The sequence below is a fragment of the Paenibacillus sp. 4624 genome (genome assembly GCF_050435065.1).
GTDB lineage: Bacteria > Bacillota > Bacilli > Paenibacillales > Paenibacillaceae > Paenibacillus > Paenibacillus amylolyticus_D.
This window is the reverse complement of the sequence record NZ_JBNDJR010000004.1, coordinates 418,450-436,761: the sequence shown is the minus strand read 5'-3', so window position 1 is coordinate 436,761 and position 18,312 is coordinate 418,450. Positions and strand designations below refer to the sequence as shown.

Genomic DNA, 18,312 nt, shown 5'->3' with positions numbered 1-18,312 from the left:
TAATCCATGGAAAGCTTGTTTGCTTTTCCCTACCATAATGATAATGATTATTATTATTAAGTAGAGAAGGGGAATTATAACGAATGCTAAGACAGAGAACAGCCTATATGATCTTGTTGTCCTTGCTCATGCTCGTTCTAGCAGCATGTGGCAAGACAACAACGGAAGGAACAGATGCAACATCTTCAAAACAGAATACGACGGCGGAAGAGAAGGGCACACAAACAGTCAACCACCTGAAGGGTACTTCGGTTGTACCCCAAAAAATAGAGCGCATGGTTGTGTTATCTGCCGCCTATATTGATCACATGCTTAGCATTGGAGAGAAACCTGCGGGTGTTAATGTAGAAGTACGTTACGGTGGAGATTACTTGCCCTATCTGGCAGATCAGCTTCAGGGTGTTCCAACGGTAGGTTCGGCAGATAGTCCCAACCTTGAAGCCATTGTTCAGATTGATCCCGATGTGATTGTAATTGAAAGTCGAACAGCTGAAAATTCATATGATCAGTTGGAGAAAATTGCTCCTACGATTGTATTGGGTGACGATTGGATGGACTACAAAGACGATACAACGTATTGGACTCAGGATTTGCTGACTATTGCTGGAATGTACAATAAGGTTGATCTGGCTAAAGAAAAGATTGCGGAAGTAGAGCAACAAGCCGATCAGCTTAAAGGTAAAATCGAACAATTGGATACGAAAAAATTGGCATATCTGAGAGTGAGGGAGAAGAACCTGCAAATTTATGCGGCCAAAGGTCACCCTACGAATACACTTTTGTATCATGATCTTGGGTTTGAACCTTCTGCTGTGACACCTGCTGACCAACGTGAGGATTTATCTATGGAGAAGATAGCAGATATCGATGCCAATTATGTTGTGCTTGAAGCTGACCCCAATGCCCAGGATTATTTAAGCAAGATGAAAGAAAGCGCACTTTGGAAAAACGTCCCGGCTGTTGGAGCTGATCAGGTCTATCAAACCGACTCCTTCTGGCTATTTAAAGGGTGGGGAGTTATAGGACGAAGCGAAATATTAAATGAAATTAAAGATATGATTCAATAGATGGTACTTTATTCAGGGAATGATCGTTCAGAGATGGTAGCTGTTTTGGAAACGTCTTTTGTGACGAGTATCCGTGGGGCCGATGAATCTTCCACCTATGCTTTTGCTGTCGGTGACTTGCTGCATGATGAGAAGAGAGACTTGATATTACAACAACAAGCCATACAACAGGGACTGGATCAAGACGGCACAGGAAGTGTGGCGGTAGGTACCCTTTTTGCCAAGCGATATTCGGTATGGGTTATGGCTGTAATCTCAGCTTGCAGTCTATATGATACTCTTCTGAATATCGAGGATGATGTTGTCCGATTTGAATTGAATGGCACGGGCGGCATGCGCTATGAGACTCGGTTGGAAAGAAGTCTAGATAATGGTTCAGGACTGGGGATTGGGGCAAATGTAGCTCCAACTAGTGAGGTTTTGGCTCAGCGCAGGACAGAAATTAGTATGCTACGGGATAGTTTACAGCTGCACTTGGGACGTATATTCCAATCAGTTGCAGCGGCAACGGGAGCTAACCTGAGGGTTATGAATGCACTGGTTGCTCATAATGTGCAACAATTGCTTACGCGACTGATCGAAGATCAAGCGATATGGAAGACGGATAAGCGACTTCAGCTTATTAAGGATGATGTACAAGTATGGCTAGAGGAATCAACGAATAATTCATTTTTCACTCGGTTTCAACGCTTTGAACATCCGGAGTGGCAGGGGCCGCCGCTTCTGATCCGCAGGTATTGCTGTCTGGCGTATCAAGTGGGTAGCGGCAGTTCTGCCCACGGCTATTGTAACACCTGTCCAAAACTAGATTCAGAATCGCGACAGCGGATGCTTTTGAGGTAGTAGTCATTTCATACGAATACTAAAATCAGTTACAGTCGGTGTATTTCCCGAAGGTAGCTGTTTTTTGCTATGAGCTTAAGACTCGACGAATCCCTGTGAATTAGGCGGCTCACATAGCTAGTCTTAGACATAAAGTAAATGAATACAACATCGGTAGAAGGACTCTTCTGTAAGGAAGGAGGATTGTCTTGTGAGTAGCATACCTAAAAAGAAGAGAAAATTAAAATTATCTTTAACTGGAAAAACACGGCGAAAAGTTAAAAAGAAGTCAAAAACAAGGTTGATTTTAGTTAAAAAAAATAAATCTCATATAAAGAATAAACATAAAGCTAAAAGAAAAAGGAGATGTGATCCTCTTTATTTACGGGGACCAAGAGGGTATCCAGGGATAAAGGGGGCAACAGGTGGAACCGGAGCTACTGGAGTGGCTGGAGTAACGAGTGTGAGGGGAACAACTGGAGTCAAGGGAGAAATTGGGGCAACAGGTGCGACCGGAGTTATTGGAGATGCCGGAGCCACAGGTGTGACGGGATCGACTGGAGCTACCGGTGCGACGGGCACAGTAGGAGCCCCACCGGAGCAACGGGACCCACCGGAGCCACCGGAGCGACTGGTCCTAATTTTGCAACCGAAGGCTTTTCGGCTTTTCTCGCCAATCTGACTACGTCTACAAGTACACAATTAACAAACTGGTCGACAGCCAGTCCGTTCTACACTAGTCCTAACTTTAATGCAACAACAGGCAATTATACGATTCCAGCGACAGGAAGGTATTCAATTGAAGCCACAATTAACTATGCAACAACCGCGGCCATTGCTCTTTCTCTGGGTGCAGGAGTAAATCCGGCTTTTCTGGTTCAGAGAACATCGCCAACCGTAACAACATTAGTGAGTGGATTGTTGCCCGTTCTGAATGTAGCTGTTACGTTGCTTACCCTTAGAGCTGTGCTCGGTAGCAGTTCTGTTACATTAGCGGTGGAAGTGGCTTTAAATGCAGGCGACGTCATTGGGCTGTTCTATGCTGCGAATGGCCTTACCATTTCACTCAACTTAGGTAGTGGTTCGACGAATGGGATTTTCTGGTCTGTTCATCAGATGACTTAGGCACGCCTATATAAAAGGTCATGTAAGAGGGAACAAAATAATTTGGCAGAATTACAACAAAGGGGAGTCACAGAAAAACAGACTTGGAGCAGATCTGAGTCTGTTTTTTGGATGCTCTCCAGTTATCTTCATTGAATCAAGGGCATCTCAGCTCTACTTTTCAACATAGTGATCTTCTTTAGTATCAAGAAACAAGTATACCCATCATTTTTAGGTCGAATGACAATTACGTTTCAGTTAGCTTCCGCTGCCGGATTTCAACTCATATAATAACGCTAATTACATTCGGGTATTGCAATGCAACCTTGGGATAAGTATGTATGAATGCAACGGAGCCTGTTCTAGATAGATTTATGAAAGGGTTGATGAAGTATGGGCCTCGAAGCTTTGAATGAACGTGTGAAGCATGATTTAGCGTCATTATGTTTTGGAGGTACCAGTTGGGTTCGTACAAGAGAGCATGCAGAAGGGCATGTCTATGATGTTGTTATTGTAGGCGGTGGACAGAGTGGTCTTGGGGCCGCATTTGGACTTTTGCGTGAACGAATCTCGAATATTCTGGTCATCGACGAAAATGTGGCTGGACAAGAAGGACCATGGGAAACTTATGCACGTATGGTAACCTTACGGACACCAAAACACCTAATTTCTATCGATTTAGGGATTCCATCGCTGACGTTTCGTGCATGGTGGGAGGCTCAGGCAGGTGTTGAAGGATGGGAGAAGATCGATAAAATTCCTCGCGGAGACTGGATGAATTATTTGCGTTGGTATCGTGAAATCCTGGGTCTCCCAGTGCAGAACGAAGTTAAGTTGAATCTCATTGAGCCTGGACGGGAGGGAATCCATCGGCTACATGTAATCGAAAAAGGAAGTCGTGAAAAGCACATTTTGGCTCGGAAAGTTGTGCTTGCGACCGGTATTCAAGGAGGCGGCGAGTGGCATGTACCCTCACTAATCTCAGATCATCTGCCGCGAGAGTTGTATGCCCATACTTCAGAAGGGATTGACTTTGAGCGGTTAAATGGAAAAAAGGTGGCAGTACTCGGCGGTGGGGCCTCGGCTTTTGATAATGCAAATCACGTGCTGGCCTCAGGTGTGGCTGAAGCTCATGTTTTTGTCAGACGTGCACAATTACCACGTGTCAATCCCATTCGCCAAATGGAACAATCCGGCATGATCGAGCGGTTTCACGCTTTGCCTATTGCGGATAAGTATCAGGTGATATCTCACTTTTTCAAATATAATCAGCCACCTACCAATGATACGTTCAACCGCGCTGCATCTTGGCCTGGATTCGAGCTGCATCTGGACTCGCCTTGGTTAAGCGTGCAAGCTACGGATCAAGGGGCAAAGGTTGAAACTCCCCATGGAAGTTATACATTTGATTTTCTTATTATAAGTACAGGTCTGCTCAGCGATCCCGCTCTTCGTCCTGAACTGCAACTCGTGGATCAGCATATTGCTCGCTGGCAAGATTGTTATGAAGCCCCGTTGGAAGTTCGGAATGCCCTACTTGATGCACACCCTTTTTTAACGCCCGGATTTGCAATGACCAGTAAAAGTGAACAGGGAAAAGCGCTACTGCATGGCTTGTTTATATTCAATTATTCGGCACTGGCCAGTTGTGGGTTGTCTGCTTCAGCGATATCGGGCACCAGAAGCGCTATTCCCAAACTGGTTTCAGGTATAGCCGATCAATTGTTCCTCGATGACCGGGAGGAGACACTTCGTGAGTTTTATGATTACAATGAAGCGGAGTTTACGGAGACATGGGCGAAACGCCCGGTTCTTGGCTGATGCAACCCTATGATCGTTTTCGTGCAGCAGGTGAAGCTGCACGTTTTTTTTGTTTTTTTACAATGTGACTTACACTCGGTGTTGATTTGTTGTAAAATGTCGTTTGGATCATGTTAAAGGCAGGGATAAGAAATGGAACAAAAGAAACAAATAAAACAAATGAATTATGAGCAATTCAGGGCTCATGTGAAAAAGGCATCACGTATACGCAATGTACCTCTAATCAAAATTGTAGCTTTTCAAGAGAAATTTATGAAAATTGAGGAAGTGCAGTTCTATGATGTAGAGCAAAATTTTATGAGTGTACAAGCTTGTAATACGTTGTGGATGAACCTTGAGAACAAATCATTCCGTAATATGGTGTCCCAACCATTACAGGTTTATCGGCAGATGCCTAATCTTGGGCGGCTTTCTTTCGAGAATCTGATCCGAGAATTATATGACACCGCTGTACCGATCCTGATTGATTATGATCCTGATGAATATTATACGCTGGAACAGTTAATGGAGATATTGGCAACGGATGAGGAGAAGCTGATCGAGCAACTGGAGATGGGAAGATTCAAGGATGCTTTTATTAATGAAGAAGGTAAATGGTTGAAACCAAAGCCGGAAGTGGGAACCACGGAGTGAATGTAGAAATACACCCGTATTATACAAAAACGTCAAAATCCTGCAGCACTGCCACCAGAAGCGGCGGTTGTTGCAGGATTTTTAACGACAAGTCTTACTGAGCACGACGAACTACAAATCCATCTCTGCAACCATTGGGAGATCCGGGTATCGATAAGACACGCTTGCCCTGAATCAGAATTCCTTTATCTCTGGCACAGAAGGCGGGTGATCTTAGTAATGCTACCGCGCATACAGTCACCGGGGCAAGCCGGATGGGGGATGATCGTTTCGGTTTCCGGCAGAATCCCCCACCAGGCATAATAGACGGGTTTGCCTTTTAGCCAATTATGGCTTGTTCCTGTCTGAATCAGATTTTTGTTTGCAAAACCGTCGATACCAATCCATGCAGATGAATACGAGCGGCGTGAAGAAGGAAGAACATATGGAACAGTCGACTCCGCAGAGATTCGTCTGTAGGATTGCCTTAATTTTCTTTTTACATAACCACTGGGACTAGATTATCAGATGCGTGCTATGGACTATTGGATAGGGACACTTGGACAATCAAATCAGTCGAATGGTGAAAGAATTTGAAGGTTTTTAAATTATTTTGAATGAAAATGATTGTTTTTTGCGGGATTTATGATACTATAGAAGCAGTTGGAGGAATGCATATGCTGACTGAAGAACGATATGCCGCAATTGTAGAACGCTTACATTTGCAGGGCATTGTGAAGTTGCAAGAGCTTGTTGATGTGTTGGGTGTTTCTGAATCCACGATTAGAAGAGATTTGATTGATCTGGAAAGCCGTCAGATGCTCAAACGGATTCATGGTGGTGCTTCACTGGTGAACGAAAAATCATTAGAACCAGGCATGGAGGAAAAAACGTTCAAAAACATTCAACAAAAGACAGTGATTGCCCGGCTGGCAGCGCAGGAAATCCAGAATGGAGAGTGCATCTATCTAGATGCCGGCACAACAACACTCGCTATGATCCCTTTTATAGAAGCCAGGGATGTAACAGTGGTGACCAATGGATTGTCCCATGTGGAGGCGCTGGTAAGCAAACGAATTCGCAGTTACTTGCTGGGTGGCATGATGAAAATTCATACCAAAGCGGTGATCGGCAGCATTGCGCTGCAGAACATGGACAATTTCCGATTTGACAAGTGTTTTCTAGGAAGTAACGGAGTAGACCCGGAAATGGGGTATACAACTCCTGATCCAGAGGAAGCCTTGATTAAGAGGCGTGCACATCAATTGTCAGGGAAATCTTATGTGCTGGCTGATTCCAGCAAAATTGGGGATATTACTTTTGCCAAATTGTTTGATTTGGAGGAGGCCGATCTGATTACGGAGCGAATGCCAGAACATTGGCGGACGGTAATCACCCAGAAAACTAAAATAATTGAGGGATAGCGATGATATATACGATAACACTCAACCCGTCCATTGATTACATCGTCGAAGTGCACGATTTGAAGCTTGGCGGGCTTAACCGCATGAATCGGGATTTGAAACTACCTGGCGGTAAAGGCATTAACGTTTCCAGAATTCTGAATCAACTCGGTGCTGCGAACACAGCTATCGGATTTTTGGGTGGATTCACGGGACGTTTCATTAATGACAAGTTGCAGGAAGATGCGATTCAAACAGATTTTGTCACCATTGCAGATGACACTCGCATTAACATCAAGCTGAAGCATGGAGATGAGACAGAAATTAACGGTCTTGGACCAGCGATTCGAACAGAAGAGGCCGAGCAATTATTGAATAAACTGTCTTCTTTGCAAAAAGGAGATATCGTCATTCTCTCTGGCAGCGTTCCGCCATCACTTGGTTCAGACTTCTATGATCGTCTTATTCATGTATGCAAGCAGACGCAAGCCGAGTTTGTTATTGATACTACAGGACCTGCACTGATGGAAGGACTTGTTCATCAGCCGCTGCTGGTGAAGCCGAACCATCATGAACTAGCTGAATTGTTTGGCGTAACCATTGAAACCCGTGAGGAATTGGTCGCCTACGGACGTAAATTGCTCGAAGCAGGTGCCAAACATGTGTTGATCTCCATGGCTGGAGAAGGAGCATTGTTTATCACCGAGACAAATGTCTATCACGCAACTGTACCTAAGGGGACTGTGAAAAATTCCGTTGGTGCAGGTGATTCGATGATTGGCGGATTTGTGGGTACCTACGTGCTGCAGGGAGACTTGCTTGAAGCATTCCGTGCAGGGGTAGCTTCCGGCAGTGCGACAGCCTTCTCGGATGACCTCGCTACACGTGAGTTTATTGACGAATTGCGTAATCAGGTGACGATTACAACGCTTTAATAACCATGAATAACTTGAACAACGGATATAAGGCCTGCTATGTGCAGGCCGACCGAACTTAAGGGAGTGTTCCAAGATGAAAATCACTGACTTAATGATTCAGGAAACGATGATTATGGATCTGCAAGCAACCACGAAAGATGAGGCAATCGACGAACTGATCGCCAGTCTTAACCAAAGTGGACGTATTAATGATCCAGCTTTGTTTAAAGAAATGATTTACAAAAGAGAAGCGGAGTCCAGCACAGGCATCGGCGGCGGTATTGCTATGCCACACGCCAAAACCAAAGCGGTTAATGAACCAACGGTCGTTTTTGCAAAAAGTAAACAGGGTTTGGACTTTGAAGCATTGGATGACGAGCCTGCTCATATCTTCTTCATGATTGCAGCACCAGAAGGCGCAGGCAATACACATCTTCGCACACTAGCGGCTCTTTCAAGGCTGTTGGTTGATAGCGATTTCATCGCTGAACTGATGAACACGAATACGCCTCAAGAAGTTAGCGCTTTGTTTGATGCGAAACAAGCGGAAGCTGCGGAGAAGGAAGCTGCGAAAGAGAAAGCTAAAGCAGAGAGAGAAGCACAAGCATCTTCGACTGAAAGTGGTGCTAACAACGTGAAAAACAACTCCGGTGTCATTGTTGGAAACGCAAATACAGAAGATTTTGTTGTTGCTGTTACAGCTTGTCCAACAGGGATCGCCCACACCTTTATGGCTGAGGATGCTTTGAAGAAAAAAGCCCAAGAGATGGGCATCAACATTCGTGTGGAGACCAACGGTTCCGAGGGCGCACAAAACGTATTGACAGCTGATGAGATCGCTCGTGCCAAAGGTGTCATCATCGCTGCTGATAAAAATGTAGAGATGGCTCGTTTTGACGGTAAACCGGTTTTGCAAAGACCCGTAAGTGACGGTATTCGTAAATCCGAAGAACTGATCCGCAAGGCGGTTAATGGTGATGCGCCAATCTATCGCAGCCAAGGTGGCAACGCCAAGGATGAGGGTACAGGCGATAGCAAGATAAGCGTGGGAAGCAAAATTTACAAAGATTTGATGAACGGCATTTCACACATGCTGCCATTCGTTGTCGGCGGTGGCATCCTGCTTGCGATCTCCTTCTTGTTTGAACAACTTGCAAGTCCTGAAAATCCAATTGTACAATTGCTGCAAACCATTGGTGGAGGAACAGGCGCGTTCCATTTCCTCATTCCTATACTTGCCGGATTTATTGCGATGAGTATCGGTGATCGTCCGGCCCTGATGCCTGGTATGGTTGGTGGTTTGATGGCTGTAAACTCGAATGCAGGTTTCCTTGGTGGTCTAGCGGCCGGTTTCCTTGCGGGTTATGTTGTCATTGGATTGCGTAAAGCGCTGAAAGGTCTGCCCAAAGCCATTGACGGCTTGAAACCGATTCTGCTCTATCCGGTTCTTGGTTTGCTGATCGTTGGTACGATTGCTTATTACATTTTTGATCCGGTTTTCGGAGCTTTGAACACATGGCTTGTAGATGCACTTGGTAATTTGGGTACAGGTAACAAAGTATTGCTTGGTTTGTTGCTTGGCGGTATGATGGCGATTGATATGGGTGGTCCGTTTAACAAAGCGGCTTATACTTTTGCGATTGGTGTATTTACATCCAGCGGAAATACAGACGGTGCTTGGATGGCAGCGGTTATGGCAGGCGGTATGGCTCCTCCACTCGCGATTGCACTTGCAACAACGTTCTTCAAATCCAAATTCACGGAACAAGAACGCAAATCCGGCTTGACAAACTATGTGCTTGGTCTTTCGTTTATTACAGAAGGTGCAATTCCATTTGCAGCGGCTGACCCGCTTCGTGTACTGACTTCCTGTATTATTGGTTCTGCGGTAGCAGGTGGACTTACACAGCTGTGGAATATCAACGTACCAGCTCCACACGGTGGTGTCTTTGTAGCACTCTTGGCTAACCACACCATATTGTTCCTGCTCGCAGTTGTTATTGGTTCTGTCATCTCAGGTCTCATTCTGGGATTGTGGAAGAAGTCACCTGCGCTTGTTAAATAATAAAATAGGTTAATGTAAGTTCAGGTGAACTTGCTATACCAATGGTGAAACGATGATCAACTCTAGGCATCTCCCCAGTGAAATTTTCATTGGAGGGATGCTTTTTTATGTTTGTTGTTTTGTTTGGAGAGGGGTATGGTAGAATACCTACGAGTTGGAGAAAATTCAAGAGCCAAAAAGCAGACCTCCTTTTTAAGAGATGTCTGCTTTTATTGTTTATTCCTGATCTTGATTCCTTCATTTTGGCTCCTTTCATCCAGGCAAACTTTTGCGTCATTATCCCGATGGGGCCACTGCCAAGTACAGTGACGGTATCCCCAGGCTTGACGCCGGCATTTTCAACACTCCAGTATGCCGTCGGCAACACATCGGAAAGGAACAACAAGACGACTCGATCCCCTTTTTTCACTCGTGTAACTCCAGGTCCGACTTCTTCTACAATGCCCATCGGTTCGTGACCGATTACATAGTCTTTTGCAGCAGGAAGCGCGCCTTGATAGATATGCAAATCCGATCCACAGATCGCCGTTGAAGTAATACGAATGATAATGTCATCCTGCTGTTGCAGTGTCGGATCTTCGACCTGTTTCAACTGAATGTCCTTGATACCCTGAAACGTAACGGCTTTCATCTTCATGTTCCTCCTTGGTCTTTGTGGTTTTCTCCCCCTTTTCCCCCATTTTCACGAAAATGATATAGGTTCATACTAGTTTATACGACAGGCCATTTCACTTTTCGTAACGCATCGAGCAGTTCTGGAGGAGCGTTCAGATTGTCTCGTACCAGATCACGCGGTGTTAGAGCCATCCATTGATTGAGAGAGACATCCTCAAAACGGTCACTTCGGAATATTTCCAAAAACCATAATGTGTCTTTACCGGTATTTTGTATATAGTGCCCCATGGCAACGGGAACATATCCTACATCTCCGGCCCGGTAATCAAAGGTGCGTGCGATACCATTGCCACCAAAGACGGTCATTCTGCCTTCACCCGTCAAATAGTACTGCCATTCATCGGCATTGGGGTGCCAGTGCAGCTCACGCATCGCTCCAGGTTGGATCTCGACTAGCGCTGCAGCGACTGTAGTGGAGATCGGAAAGTTGGTGGAATCAACGATGCGCACACTTCCTCCAGGTGTGATCAAAGGTTCCTGTGCTAGCAAACGATAGGTAAACGGAAGAGGAACGGTTCCGTAGGGGGATTGAACGCGCTGGCTTTCAAGTGAACCGGGTACATTATCTTGAAAAATATAAACCTGTTCCTTGGGCATCGACTGGAAGGCCGACTCAGGAACGCCAAAATTCAATGATAGTACCTCTGGTGGCGTATGGGCAAACCAGTCCGAGATAGATAATGTATTCAGGTCAGAGAAGTTTCCATCATCGAATACCAATAAAAATTCACACCCGTTCTCTAATCCTTGAATCGAATGAGGAAGTCCTTTTGGGAAAAACCAAAGATCACCCGGACCGACATCAGCGATAAAGTTTCGCCCGTTCTGATCCACAGAAGTGATCCGGGCTGTACCCCAGATCATATAGGCCCATTCCGATTGCTGATGCCAGTGCAGTTCGCGGACGCCGCCTGGAGTCAGGCTCATATTCACACCAGCAAGCGTAGTGGCAACAGGCAGATCACGCACCGTAATTTCACGTGACCAGCCGCCGTGATTAAGCTGCATATGAGTGTCAGAGAAGGACATCCTGAGGTTAGGTAACAAGCCATTGTCTGTCTTAGGTGGCACAAGCATATCGGGATTTTGCTTGTCTCTTAACACGTCTCTTGGTCCATAATCCGGGCCGCCTGCCCCGTCGCTTCGAATAGGCTGGGGGATAATAAACGGCTGAGCACTGGGTTGTTTTTCTTTACTCATCCTGATGTCTCCTTCCGATATCTGCCGCAATCCGCGTCATGTGGATTTATCACTATGCTTACACCTATGAAGGCAGGCTTGGAAAATATGAAGGACAAAGATAAAAAAGACCTGACCCTATTCGGTCAAGTCCAGTTCTCCTCATAGATTTCATGCACCCGTTGAAGTACAGCAGAGCTTTGCTCGTGAAAACGAAGGCGTGCTGCCTTATTGTTAACCAGAAACGCACCGGAATCATGCTTCACGCTTCCGAGCACCGCGTCATGAAGCAGTGATGCACCTCGACTCGGGTGAGAGAAGAATAGCTTCATAAGAGGTTTGATATAGAAGGGCAAACCGGATGTTTTGTTGCTTCTTAGCGTGTTGTTTCCACCGGGATCAACACTAAGAAGCCGAATGCCATCCACCATAGCACTGGATGCTGCCTCAGCTGTCCATAATGAGAGAGCAAGCTTGGACGCAGCGTAAGGGCCAAACAGCTTTTTGAACGAAGTTGGCCGTTCCAGTGTATCAAGGTCGAATGTCTTCATCATGCGAAAAGCAGTTGAGGAGGTGTTCACTACGGTTTTCATCCTCCCTTGGCGGAGCAACTCATACAGTTCCCGATAAATGATATAAGGAACCACCGTCTGAAGCTCAAAATGCAGCTCCCGCCCCTGATCGGAGTATTGAAGGGTTGATGTGCTCCCGCCTGCATTGTTGAACAGGACGTCAATGGTATCGGTCTGTGATCGAATCTGATCCAGTGCTGAGCGAAGGCTGGCATAATTCGTGAAATTGGCTTGAACGGCTCGCAACTGACCTGAGCTTAATGCGGACTGAATTACACGATCGTCTGCTGGAAACGCGGAGCGGTTAAGACCGATAATCTGCCATTGATTCGGTAGAAGCTGCTTTGTAAGCTCCAGGCCGATGCCTGAAGATGAGCCTGTGATTACGGCAGTGCGAAGCGGATTTACTTGGTTCATTTAGATGACCTCCTCATGTATTCGAGTTATATCAGAATCAATCGGTGTGCAATACAAAGAGCAAGTGAGTTTACCGATTAATCTGCACGAGAGGTCATTCTACAATTTGGAGCAGGCTCCAAGTCAAGAGTAGATTTCAGGCTTGACTTGGAGCCAGCTCCAAGTTATATGATAGAGAGAAGTATGGGTATGGGAGGGCTAATGATGAGTGAGCAAAGTATGTTCTCCATTCATGAGACATCGGAGCGGTCGGGGTTATCCAAAGATACCATCCGTTATTACGAGAAAATTGGTCTGCTTCCCCGTGCGGAACGTAAAGCAAGTAGCCACAGGGTCTATTCGGAACAGGACATCCAGACGATGAGTCTGATTACTTGTCTGAAGAAAACGGGCATGTCTCTTGAGGAGATGAAGCCATTTCTTCGGATGTCGCTGGAGTCGGATTTGAACGATTTCCCGGAGGAACGGGAGATGCTCGTCAATTATCAGAAAAAAGTAGAAGAGCAGATCACCTCTCTGCAGCAGGTCGTTGATTTTATTCAGAATAAGCTTGAGCAGCGCAGCATGTTTCCTGAGCAGTGTTCGCTGGAAGCAGAGAATCTAGTGACAGGGATCGCCAAAAAGAAAACTTTCTCTTGATGGAATATGACATGTAATGGAATATAAGATGTACGAAGGATATGGGGAAAAGGAGTCAAGTGATGACATTACAACAACTTAAATATGTAATCGAGGTCGCCACACACGGATCGATGAACGAAGCCGCCAAACGTTTGTTTATCTCCCAACCGAGCTTATCGAATGCGATTCGCGATCTTGAACAGGAGCTTCGTATTACCATTTTTGAACGGACCAATAAAGGCATTACTCTTTCCAAAGAAGGAGTGGAGTTTCTAAGTTATGCACGTCAGGTCGTCGAACAGGCCGAATTGCTGGAGAATCGTTATCTGAATGCGAAGCCTTCTCCGCAGCATTTTTCGGTATCCACCCAGCACTACGCTTTTGCCGTGAATGCATTTGTAAGGCTTGTTCAGCAGTATGGTCATGATGAATATGAACTTGCACTGCGCGAGACTAAGACGTATGAGATCATTCAGGATGTAAAAAGCCTTCGGAGTGAGATTGGCATCCTCTATCTGAACGAATTCAACAGCAAAGTCATCAACAAATTGTTGAAGGATGCCGGACTTGTGTTTACAAGCCTGTTTACAGCGAAACCACATATTTTCATCAGTGTGAACAATCCGCTTGCAAAGCAGGAGTCCGTGGCTATTGAGCAGCTTCAGGATTATCCTTACTTGTCCTTTGACCAGGGGGAGTATAATTCTTTTCATTTTTCCGAAGAAATTCTGAGTACGTTATCTCATCCGAAAAGCATTCAGGTGAACGACCGGGCAACTTTATTTAATCTGCTTATCGGTCTGAACGGGTATACGATCTCGACTGGAGTGCTTAGCGCCGATCTGAACGGCAACGAGATCATTCCGGTTCCGCTCGAATGTGAAGAGTCCATCAATGTCGGGTGGATTTGCCATAAAAGCACGTCACTTTCCAATCTCGGCGTGGCTTATGTGCAGGCATTACACGAAGCGATTGGTTTGCAAGATTGATTACACAGGTTCTTTGTAATATTGATTTCATAGGTTCAACGTATCATCCGAAGGGAGCAGGAAGTTGAGAGTACTATACCGGAATAAAAGTGAGCAGCATGAATTGACTGTGTACGAGACGAAAAGGCTTTACGGGGAAAAAGGACATTTTCGCGTATTGCAGTTCTCCAATGATGCCGTGCAGGGGGCGATTGATTTAGAGCAACCTTCCAGAATTGTTCTAGAGTACCCGAGGGCCATGCTGCACCTGATGGAGCGAAATAATCCGCATTACAATCGTGTATTCGTCGTGGGGCAGGGTATTGGCACAATTCCTTCATATCTGTCTGATCGACAAGTTAAAGTGGCGGAGCTGGATACAGAGGTTGTGGAAATCAGTCAGCACTTTTTTGGATACAAAGGGTCACCCGTCCTGGTGGGTGATGGACGAGAACTGCTGGAACGAGAGCAGGCTGCGACGTACGATTATATCGTTATAGATGCATTTACGGCAACGGGCACACCAGAACAGTTTACAAACCGTTCTTTTTTTAACATGGCAAAAGACAAACTGTATGCGGGTGGTGCTGTGCTGCTTAATGTGTTTGGACGTTCTGGAAACGATCAGCTTGTCAATGCAATCTACACAACGCTTGCAATAGAATTTCCCTATGTCCGTGCCTTTGCACTTCCGGCCGAGACCAATGACGTCCAGAATCGCATATTGATGGGCAGTCTTCGTCCAATTGATGTTCGGATGAGGTATATGGCGGGCTTTGTGGAGCAAAACCTGGAAGAGGGTTATATCATTGAAGGATAACTAGATGAAGAGAATTCGCTGATTTCCCGGAGGTAGTATTTTGTCATGAATTCGTCAATCCTATAAATAAATGTTAAGATATCTCGTTCTCTTCATTGTTTCTTAACAACTTTATTATATGATGATATAGGTATGCTTTTTTATGAAAATCCGGGGGAAGCAAAATGATTGCAAATAAAAAAAAATCCAGATTACGCAGAAAAGTAAAGAAGTTCAAAAAAGTCAGTCTTGCCGCATTGTTTGGTGGTTTCGTTACCATTTCCGTATTAATGACGCTAACGATCATGGTAATTACCTCGTATACCACACAGAAACAATCTCTTATCAACAATACTCTCTCGGTTAACTATGCGAGTGCTGTACAGATGAGTCAAACGTTAAACTCCTTATTTGAATCCATGAAAAAAAGCTTAAAGTATGGAGCCGCACATTTCAAAGACGTCGATTTCAATGATATGGAGAAGCTGAACACTGCGCTGGATCTCATCCATAATAGCAGTGATTATTTTAACGCTGTGGTTTTGACAGACAAGATGGGGCTTGTACTGTCGAGATCACCGTATTCTCAGGCCAGCATTGGTAGACATGTGAGCTCCGAGGCGGCCAAAGCGGCGATCAAATCAAAAGCCGCATACGTATCGGATGCCTACCTCACACCGCGAACGAATCGTAGAATTGTTTTTCTCAGTGAACCGATTGTTGATCCGGTGGGGAAGTTCAAAGGCATGATTAGTGGCAGCATCTATTTGCAGGAAAATAATATACTCGATTTGTCGTTTGGAAGTCAACTTAAAACCGATAACGGAACATACTTTTTTATAGTTGACCATAAAGGAACGTTGCTTTTTCATCCCAACGTCAGCCGAATTGGCAGAGATATTAGGGATAATACCGTGGTGCAGAAACTGATAAAAAATCAGACAGGTCAAGAGCAATATACGAATTTGGATGGGATTAATACGCTTGCAGGATATTACAAAGTTCCAGCAACCGACTGGGGAGTGGTTGTCGTATCTCCAACCCAAATCGTATATGATCAGTTAAACCGTCAGATTGGACTGTTGCTGCTTTACATAGCTGTGCCGTTTATATTGTTGACTCTAATTGTGTTAAGAGTTGCGCGGAAGCTGGTACATCCGTTTGTATTCTTGGCTGATCTTGTGCAGCAAGTGGACAAAGGGCGGGTGGAGTTACCTGTCGTGAAGCCGCATTGGAACAGGGAAGCTGATTTGCTTACCCGAACAGTTCTTGGAGCCCTGGCAAGTTTCAGAAACAAGACGGATCAGTTGGTGTATGATGCGAGAACGGACGCATTAACAGGTTTGAATAATCGCAGAACCTTTGAGGAAGTGATTCAGGCATGGACTCATGATGAGAATCCATTTGCAATCATTGTTCTCGATATCGACCGCTTTAAGTTAATTAATGATACCTATGGTCATTCGACCGGAGATGAGGTTTTAAAACAGATCGCGAAGTTGATTCAGATGTCTGTAAGGCCTGAGGATGTTTGTTTTCGGTTTGGCGGTGAAGAGTTTGTTGTACTGTTGAGGGATTATGATTCGAAGAAGGCGTATGAGATAGCCGAACGCATTCGGATTTCGGTTGAAGAAAGCGTGCTCGCTGTTGATCGTACGGTTACGATATCCGCAGGCATTGCTGAATTTCCAATGCATTCCCGCTTGGAAACGGAATTGTTTCATCTTGCAGATAATGCGCTCTATCTGGCCAAAGAAGAGGGGCGCAATCGGACCGTTATCATTCAGACGGTGGAACAAGCAGAATAGTGGCACTGAAAACAAAGGAAGAGAAGAACCCGAACAGACCCTTATGGACAGGGTCTGTTTCTGTTTCTATATGAAAGATGACAGGATTCGGTCACATAAAGCCATCGTGCGAACATTATCACGGGCGCTTGAGAGTGGAACGGCCCCCGTCTGACAGCAGGTCATAAAGTGTCTCATTTCGCCTACAAAACCACGCAGATAAAGATCCCTATGGGCACCAGACATTGGCGTGCCGGAAGGTGTGTATACCGAGTCGTGTTCTCCAAGGGACTTCCATGGAAGCTGATTTCCTCTATAAGTTTCATGGATTGTAAGTTTGGTGATCTCATCGGCTAGTGCAAATCCGTGCTCAAAAGTAACTAGAACACTTTCGCTTTCACGTGACCATGCACTCATTCCTGTAAAATAGGCACTGCCCGTAACACCTTGATCGAAAATCAAGGAAATGCTCTGGTTAATATGATTTCCGTCTCTTACAGTAGTTCCGGTTACTTGCGTGACTTCGCCAAATAAATAGCGCATGAGATCCACCATATGTATGGCAGCAAGTTTTATGAACTGTTCTTCATTTTCGCAAAAGGGCGTGCTATCTACGGCAAATTTCATCTGGAACGAGCGCACTTTACCGAGTGTTCTCTCATCAATGAGTGCCTTGAGTTTCTGATAAATCGGAGCATAACGTTTCATAAAACCGACCATGACCACAACATCAGCCTGATCTGCTGCTTCGGCCACCTTTTCGGCTTCTTCTGCAGTCCAGCCGAGAGGTTTGTCCACATAGACATGTTTACCGGCCCCAATGCATTCCAGAGCAAGTTTGGTTTGATCCGCAGGCTGAGCAACGACGACGACCCCGTCACAGGTTTCCTGCTCCAGCATTTGGCGAATATGATTATAGGCTTGACCGGAACTGCCAAAGCGCACCAGGGCCGCCTGAGAACGTTCGAGATTCCTTGTAGCCACAGCCTGAATGGTTGCGCCTGCTTCGATCGCTGCAGGGTAAATATTCGTGGAGGCATGAAATCCAGCCCCAATAAAACATAGTTTTGAATTTTGCAAATCAAAGACTCCTTCGTTGGTTTATATGCTTTATTTCAGTATGAAATTTCTATTGATAAACATAGCCGGTTTGGATTAGTGAAAAAAGGACATATGTCTCTCTATAGGGTTGAAAAAAGTTGTTGCATTATAAATTTGAAGCATGTATACTCTGAATTACGGTAAAACAAGGAATTGCTTCACCGGAATGCTTTTCATCGATGATGAAGAGATACATAATATGCGGTCGTGGCGGAATTGGCAGACGCGCACGGTTCAGGTCCGTGTGGGCTAACCCCCCGTGGAGGTTCGAGTCCTCTCGACCGCATAACAAAAAAGGTTTGTACGTTGCCCGGTTGGGAAGTGTACAAGCCTTTTTTTGTTTGCTTTTCTTTGTTAAGGGAGAGGGCTGATCAGAAGTTAG

Annotated in this window: 16 protein-coding genes, 1 tRNA gene and 2 pseudogenes; 14 read left to right on the top strand and 5 right to left on the bottom strand. The window is 45.3% G+C overall.

Annotated features, from left to right (window positions below; translation table 11 throughout):
• The first annotated feature begins 83 nt into the window (after positions 1-83).
• The 6 genes and pseudogenes from ABIE27_RS12435 (at position 84) to ABIE27_RS12410 (ending at position 5,447) form a co-directional block, all read left to right on the top strand.
• Entirely contained in the window at positions 84-1,067 is a 984-nt protein-coding gene (locus ABIE27_RS12435; protein ID WP_429350612.1) for an ABC transporter substrate-binding protein, read from the top strand.
• Positions 1,068-1,910, top strand: coding sequence for a hypothetical protein (locus tag ABIE27_RS12430; RefSeq protein WP_429350611.1), 843 nt, complete (start codon positions 1,068-1,070; stop codon positions 1,908-1,910).
• Positions 1,911-2,220: 310 nt separating this feature from the next.
• Positions 2,221-2,540: pseudogene (locus ABIE27_RS12425) on the top strand (hypothetical protein); the annotation flags it as partial.
• Between the two features lie 258 nt (positions 2,541-2,798).
• The gene (locus tag ABIE27_RS12420; RefSeq protein WP_240036840.1) at positions 2,799-3,014 is read left to right on the top strand and encodes a hypothetical protein; all 216 of its coding nucleotides are present in this window, start codon (positions 2,799-2,801) and stop codon (positions 3,012-3,014) included.
• Between the two features lie 372 nt (positions 3,015-3,386).
• Entirely contained in the window at positions 3,387-4,814 is a 1,428-nt protein-coding gene (locus ABIE27_RS12415; protein WP_429350610.1) for an NAD(P)-binding domain-containing protein, read from the top strand.
• A gap of 159 nt (positions 4,815-4,973) precedes the next feature.
• Positions 4,974-5,447: a hypothetical protein gene (locus ABIE27_RS12410; RefSeq protein ID WP_429350609.1), complete on the top strand. Its 474-nt coding sequence runs from the start codon at positions 4,974-4,976 to the stop codon at positions 5,445-5,447.
• A 185-nt stretch (positions 5,448-5,632) separates the two neighbouring features.
• On the opposite strand, the gene ABIE27_RS12405 is transcribed toward ABIE27_RS12410, so the two are convergent.
• Positions 5,633-5,896 carry a G1 family glutamic endopeptidase gene (locus ABIE27_RS12405; RefSeq protein ID WP_429350648.1) on the bottom strand — a complete coding sequence of 88 codons (264 nt, stop codon included), beginning with the start codon at positions 5,894-5,896 and terminating at the stop codon, positions 5,633-5,635.
• Between the two features lie 207 nt (positions 5,897-6,103).
• Between ABIE27_RS12405 and ABIE27_RS12400 the strand changes: the two genes are divergently transcribed.
• From ABIE27_RS12400 to ABIE27_RS12390, 3 genes are all read left to right on the top strand, one after another.
• Complete coding sequence (locus ABIE27_RS12400; RefSeq protein WP_111273017.1) at positions 6,104-6,850, top strand: DeoR/GlpR family DNA-binding transcription regulator; 747 nt, start codon at positions 6,104-6,106, stop codon at positions 6,848-6,850.
• Positions 6,851-6,852: 2 nt separating this feature from the next.
• Positions 6,853-7,764: a 1-phosphofructokinase gene (gene pfkB, locus ABIE27_RS12395; protein ID WP_429350608.1), complete on the top strand. Its 912-nt coding sequence runs from the start codon at positions 6,853-6,855 to the stop codon at positions 7,762-7,764.
• 76 nt (positions 7,765-7,840) lie between these two features.
• Positions 7,841-9,811, top strand: a complete 1,971-nt coding sequence (locus tag ABIE27_RS12390; RefSeq protein WP_123064245.1) for a PTS fructose transporter subunit IIABC — start codon at positions 7,841-7,843, stop codon at positions 9,809-9,811.
• Positions 9,812-10,052: 241 nt separating this feature from the next.
• Here the strand turns inward: ABIE27_RS12390 and ABIE27_RS12385 are convergent.
• The 3 genes and pseudogenes from ABIE27_RS12385 to ABIE27_RS12375 form a co-directional block, all read right to left on the bottom strand.
• Positions 10,053-10,442: pseudogene (locus ABIE27_RS12385) on the bottom strand (alcohol dehydrogenase catalytic domain-containing protein); the annotation flags it as partial.
• Positions 10,443-10,522: 80 nt separating this feature from the next.
• Entirely contained in the window at positions 10,523-11,686 is a 1,164-nt protein-coding gene (locus ABIE27_RS12380) for an oxalate decarboxylase family bicupin (protein ID WP_123064246.1), read from the bottom strand.
• 125 nt (positions 11,687-11,811) lie between these two features.
• A complete protein-coding gene (locus tag ABIE27_RS12375; protein ID WP_429350607.1) occupies positions 11,812-12,654 on the bottom strand; it encodes an SDR family NAD(P)-dependent oxidoreductase in 843 nt (280 codons plus the stop codon).
• Positions 12,655-12,858: 204 nt separating this feature from the next.
• Between ABIE27_RS12375 and ABIE27_RS12370 the strand changes: the two genes are divergently transcribed.
• The 4 genes from ABIE27_RS12370 (at position 12,859) to ABIE27_RS12355 (ending at position 16,850) form a co-directional block, all read left to right on the top strand.
• On the top strand, positions 12,859-13,293 hold the full coding sequence (locus ABIE27_RS12370; protein ID WP_240036812.1) for a MerR family transcriptional regulator: 435 nt from the start codon (positions 12,859-12,861) through the stop codon (positions 13,291-13,293).
• A 62-nt stretch (positions 13,294-13,355) separates the two neighbouring features.
• Complete coding sequence (locus ABIE27_RS12365; protein ID WP_429350606.1) at positions 13,356-14,264, top strand: LysR family transcriptional regulator; 909 nt, start codon at positions 13,356-13,358, stop codon at positions 14,262-14,264.
• A gap of 64 nt (positions 14,265-14,328) precedes the next feature.
• Entirely contained in the window at positions 14,329-15,063 is a 735-nt protein-coding gene (locus tag ABIE27_RS12360; RefSeq protein WP_429350605.1) for a spermidine synthase, read from the top strand.
• 164 nt (positions 15,064-15,227) lie between these two features.
• Positions 15,228-16,850 carry a sensor domain-containing diguanylate cyclase gene (locus ABIE27_RS12355; protein WP_123064251.1) on the top strand — a complete coding sequence of 541 codons (1,623 nt, stop codon included), beginning with the start codon at positions 15,228-15,230 and terminating at the stop codon, positions 16,848-16,850.
• Between the two features lie 66 nt (positions 16,851-16,916).
• On the opposite strand, the gene ABIE27_RS12350 is transcribed toward ABIE27_RS12355, so the two are convergent.
• On the bottom strand, positions 16,917-17,909 hold the full coding sequence (locus ABIE27_RS12350; protein ID WP_123064252.1) for a Gfo/Idh/MocA family protein: 993 nt from the start codon (positions 17,907-17,909) through the stop codon (positions 16,917-16,919).
• Positions 17,910-18,131: 222 nt separating this feature from the next.
• Between ABIE27_RS12350 and ABIE27_RS12345 the strand changes: the two genes are divergently transcribed.
• Positions 18,132-18,216: transfer RNA gene (locus tag ABIE27_RS12345), tRNA-Leu, on the top strand.
• Positions 18,217-18,312 lie beyond the last annotated feature (96 nt).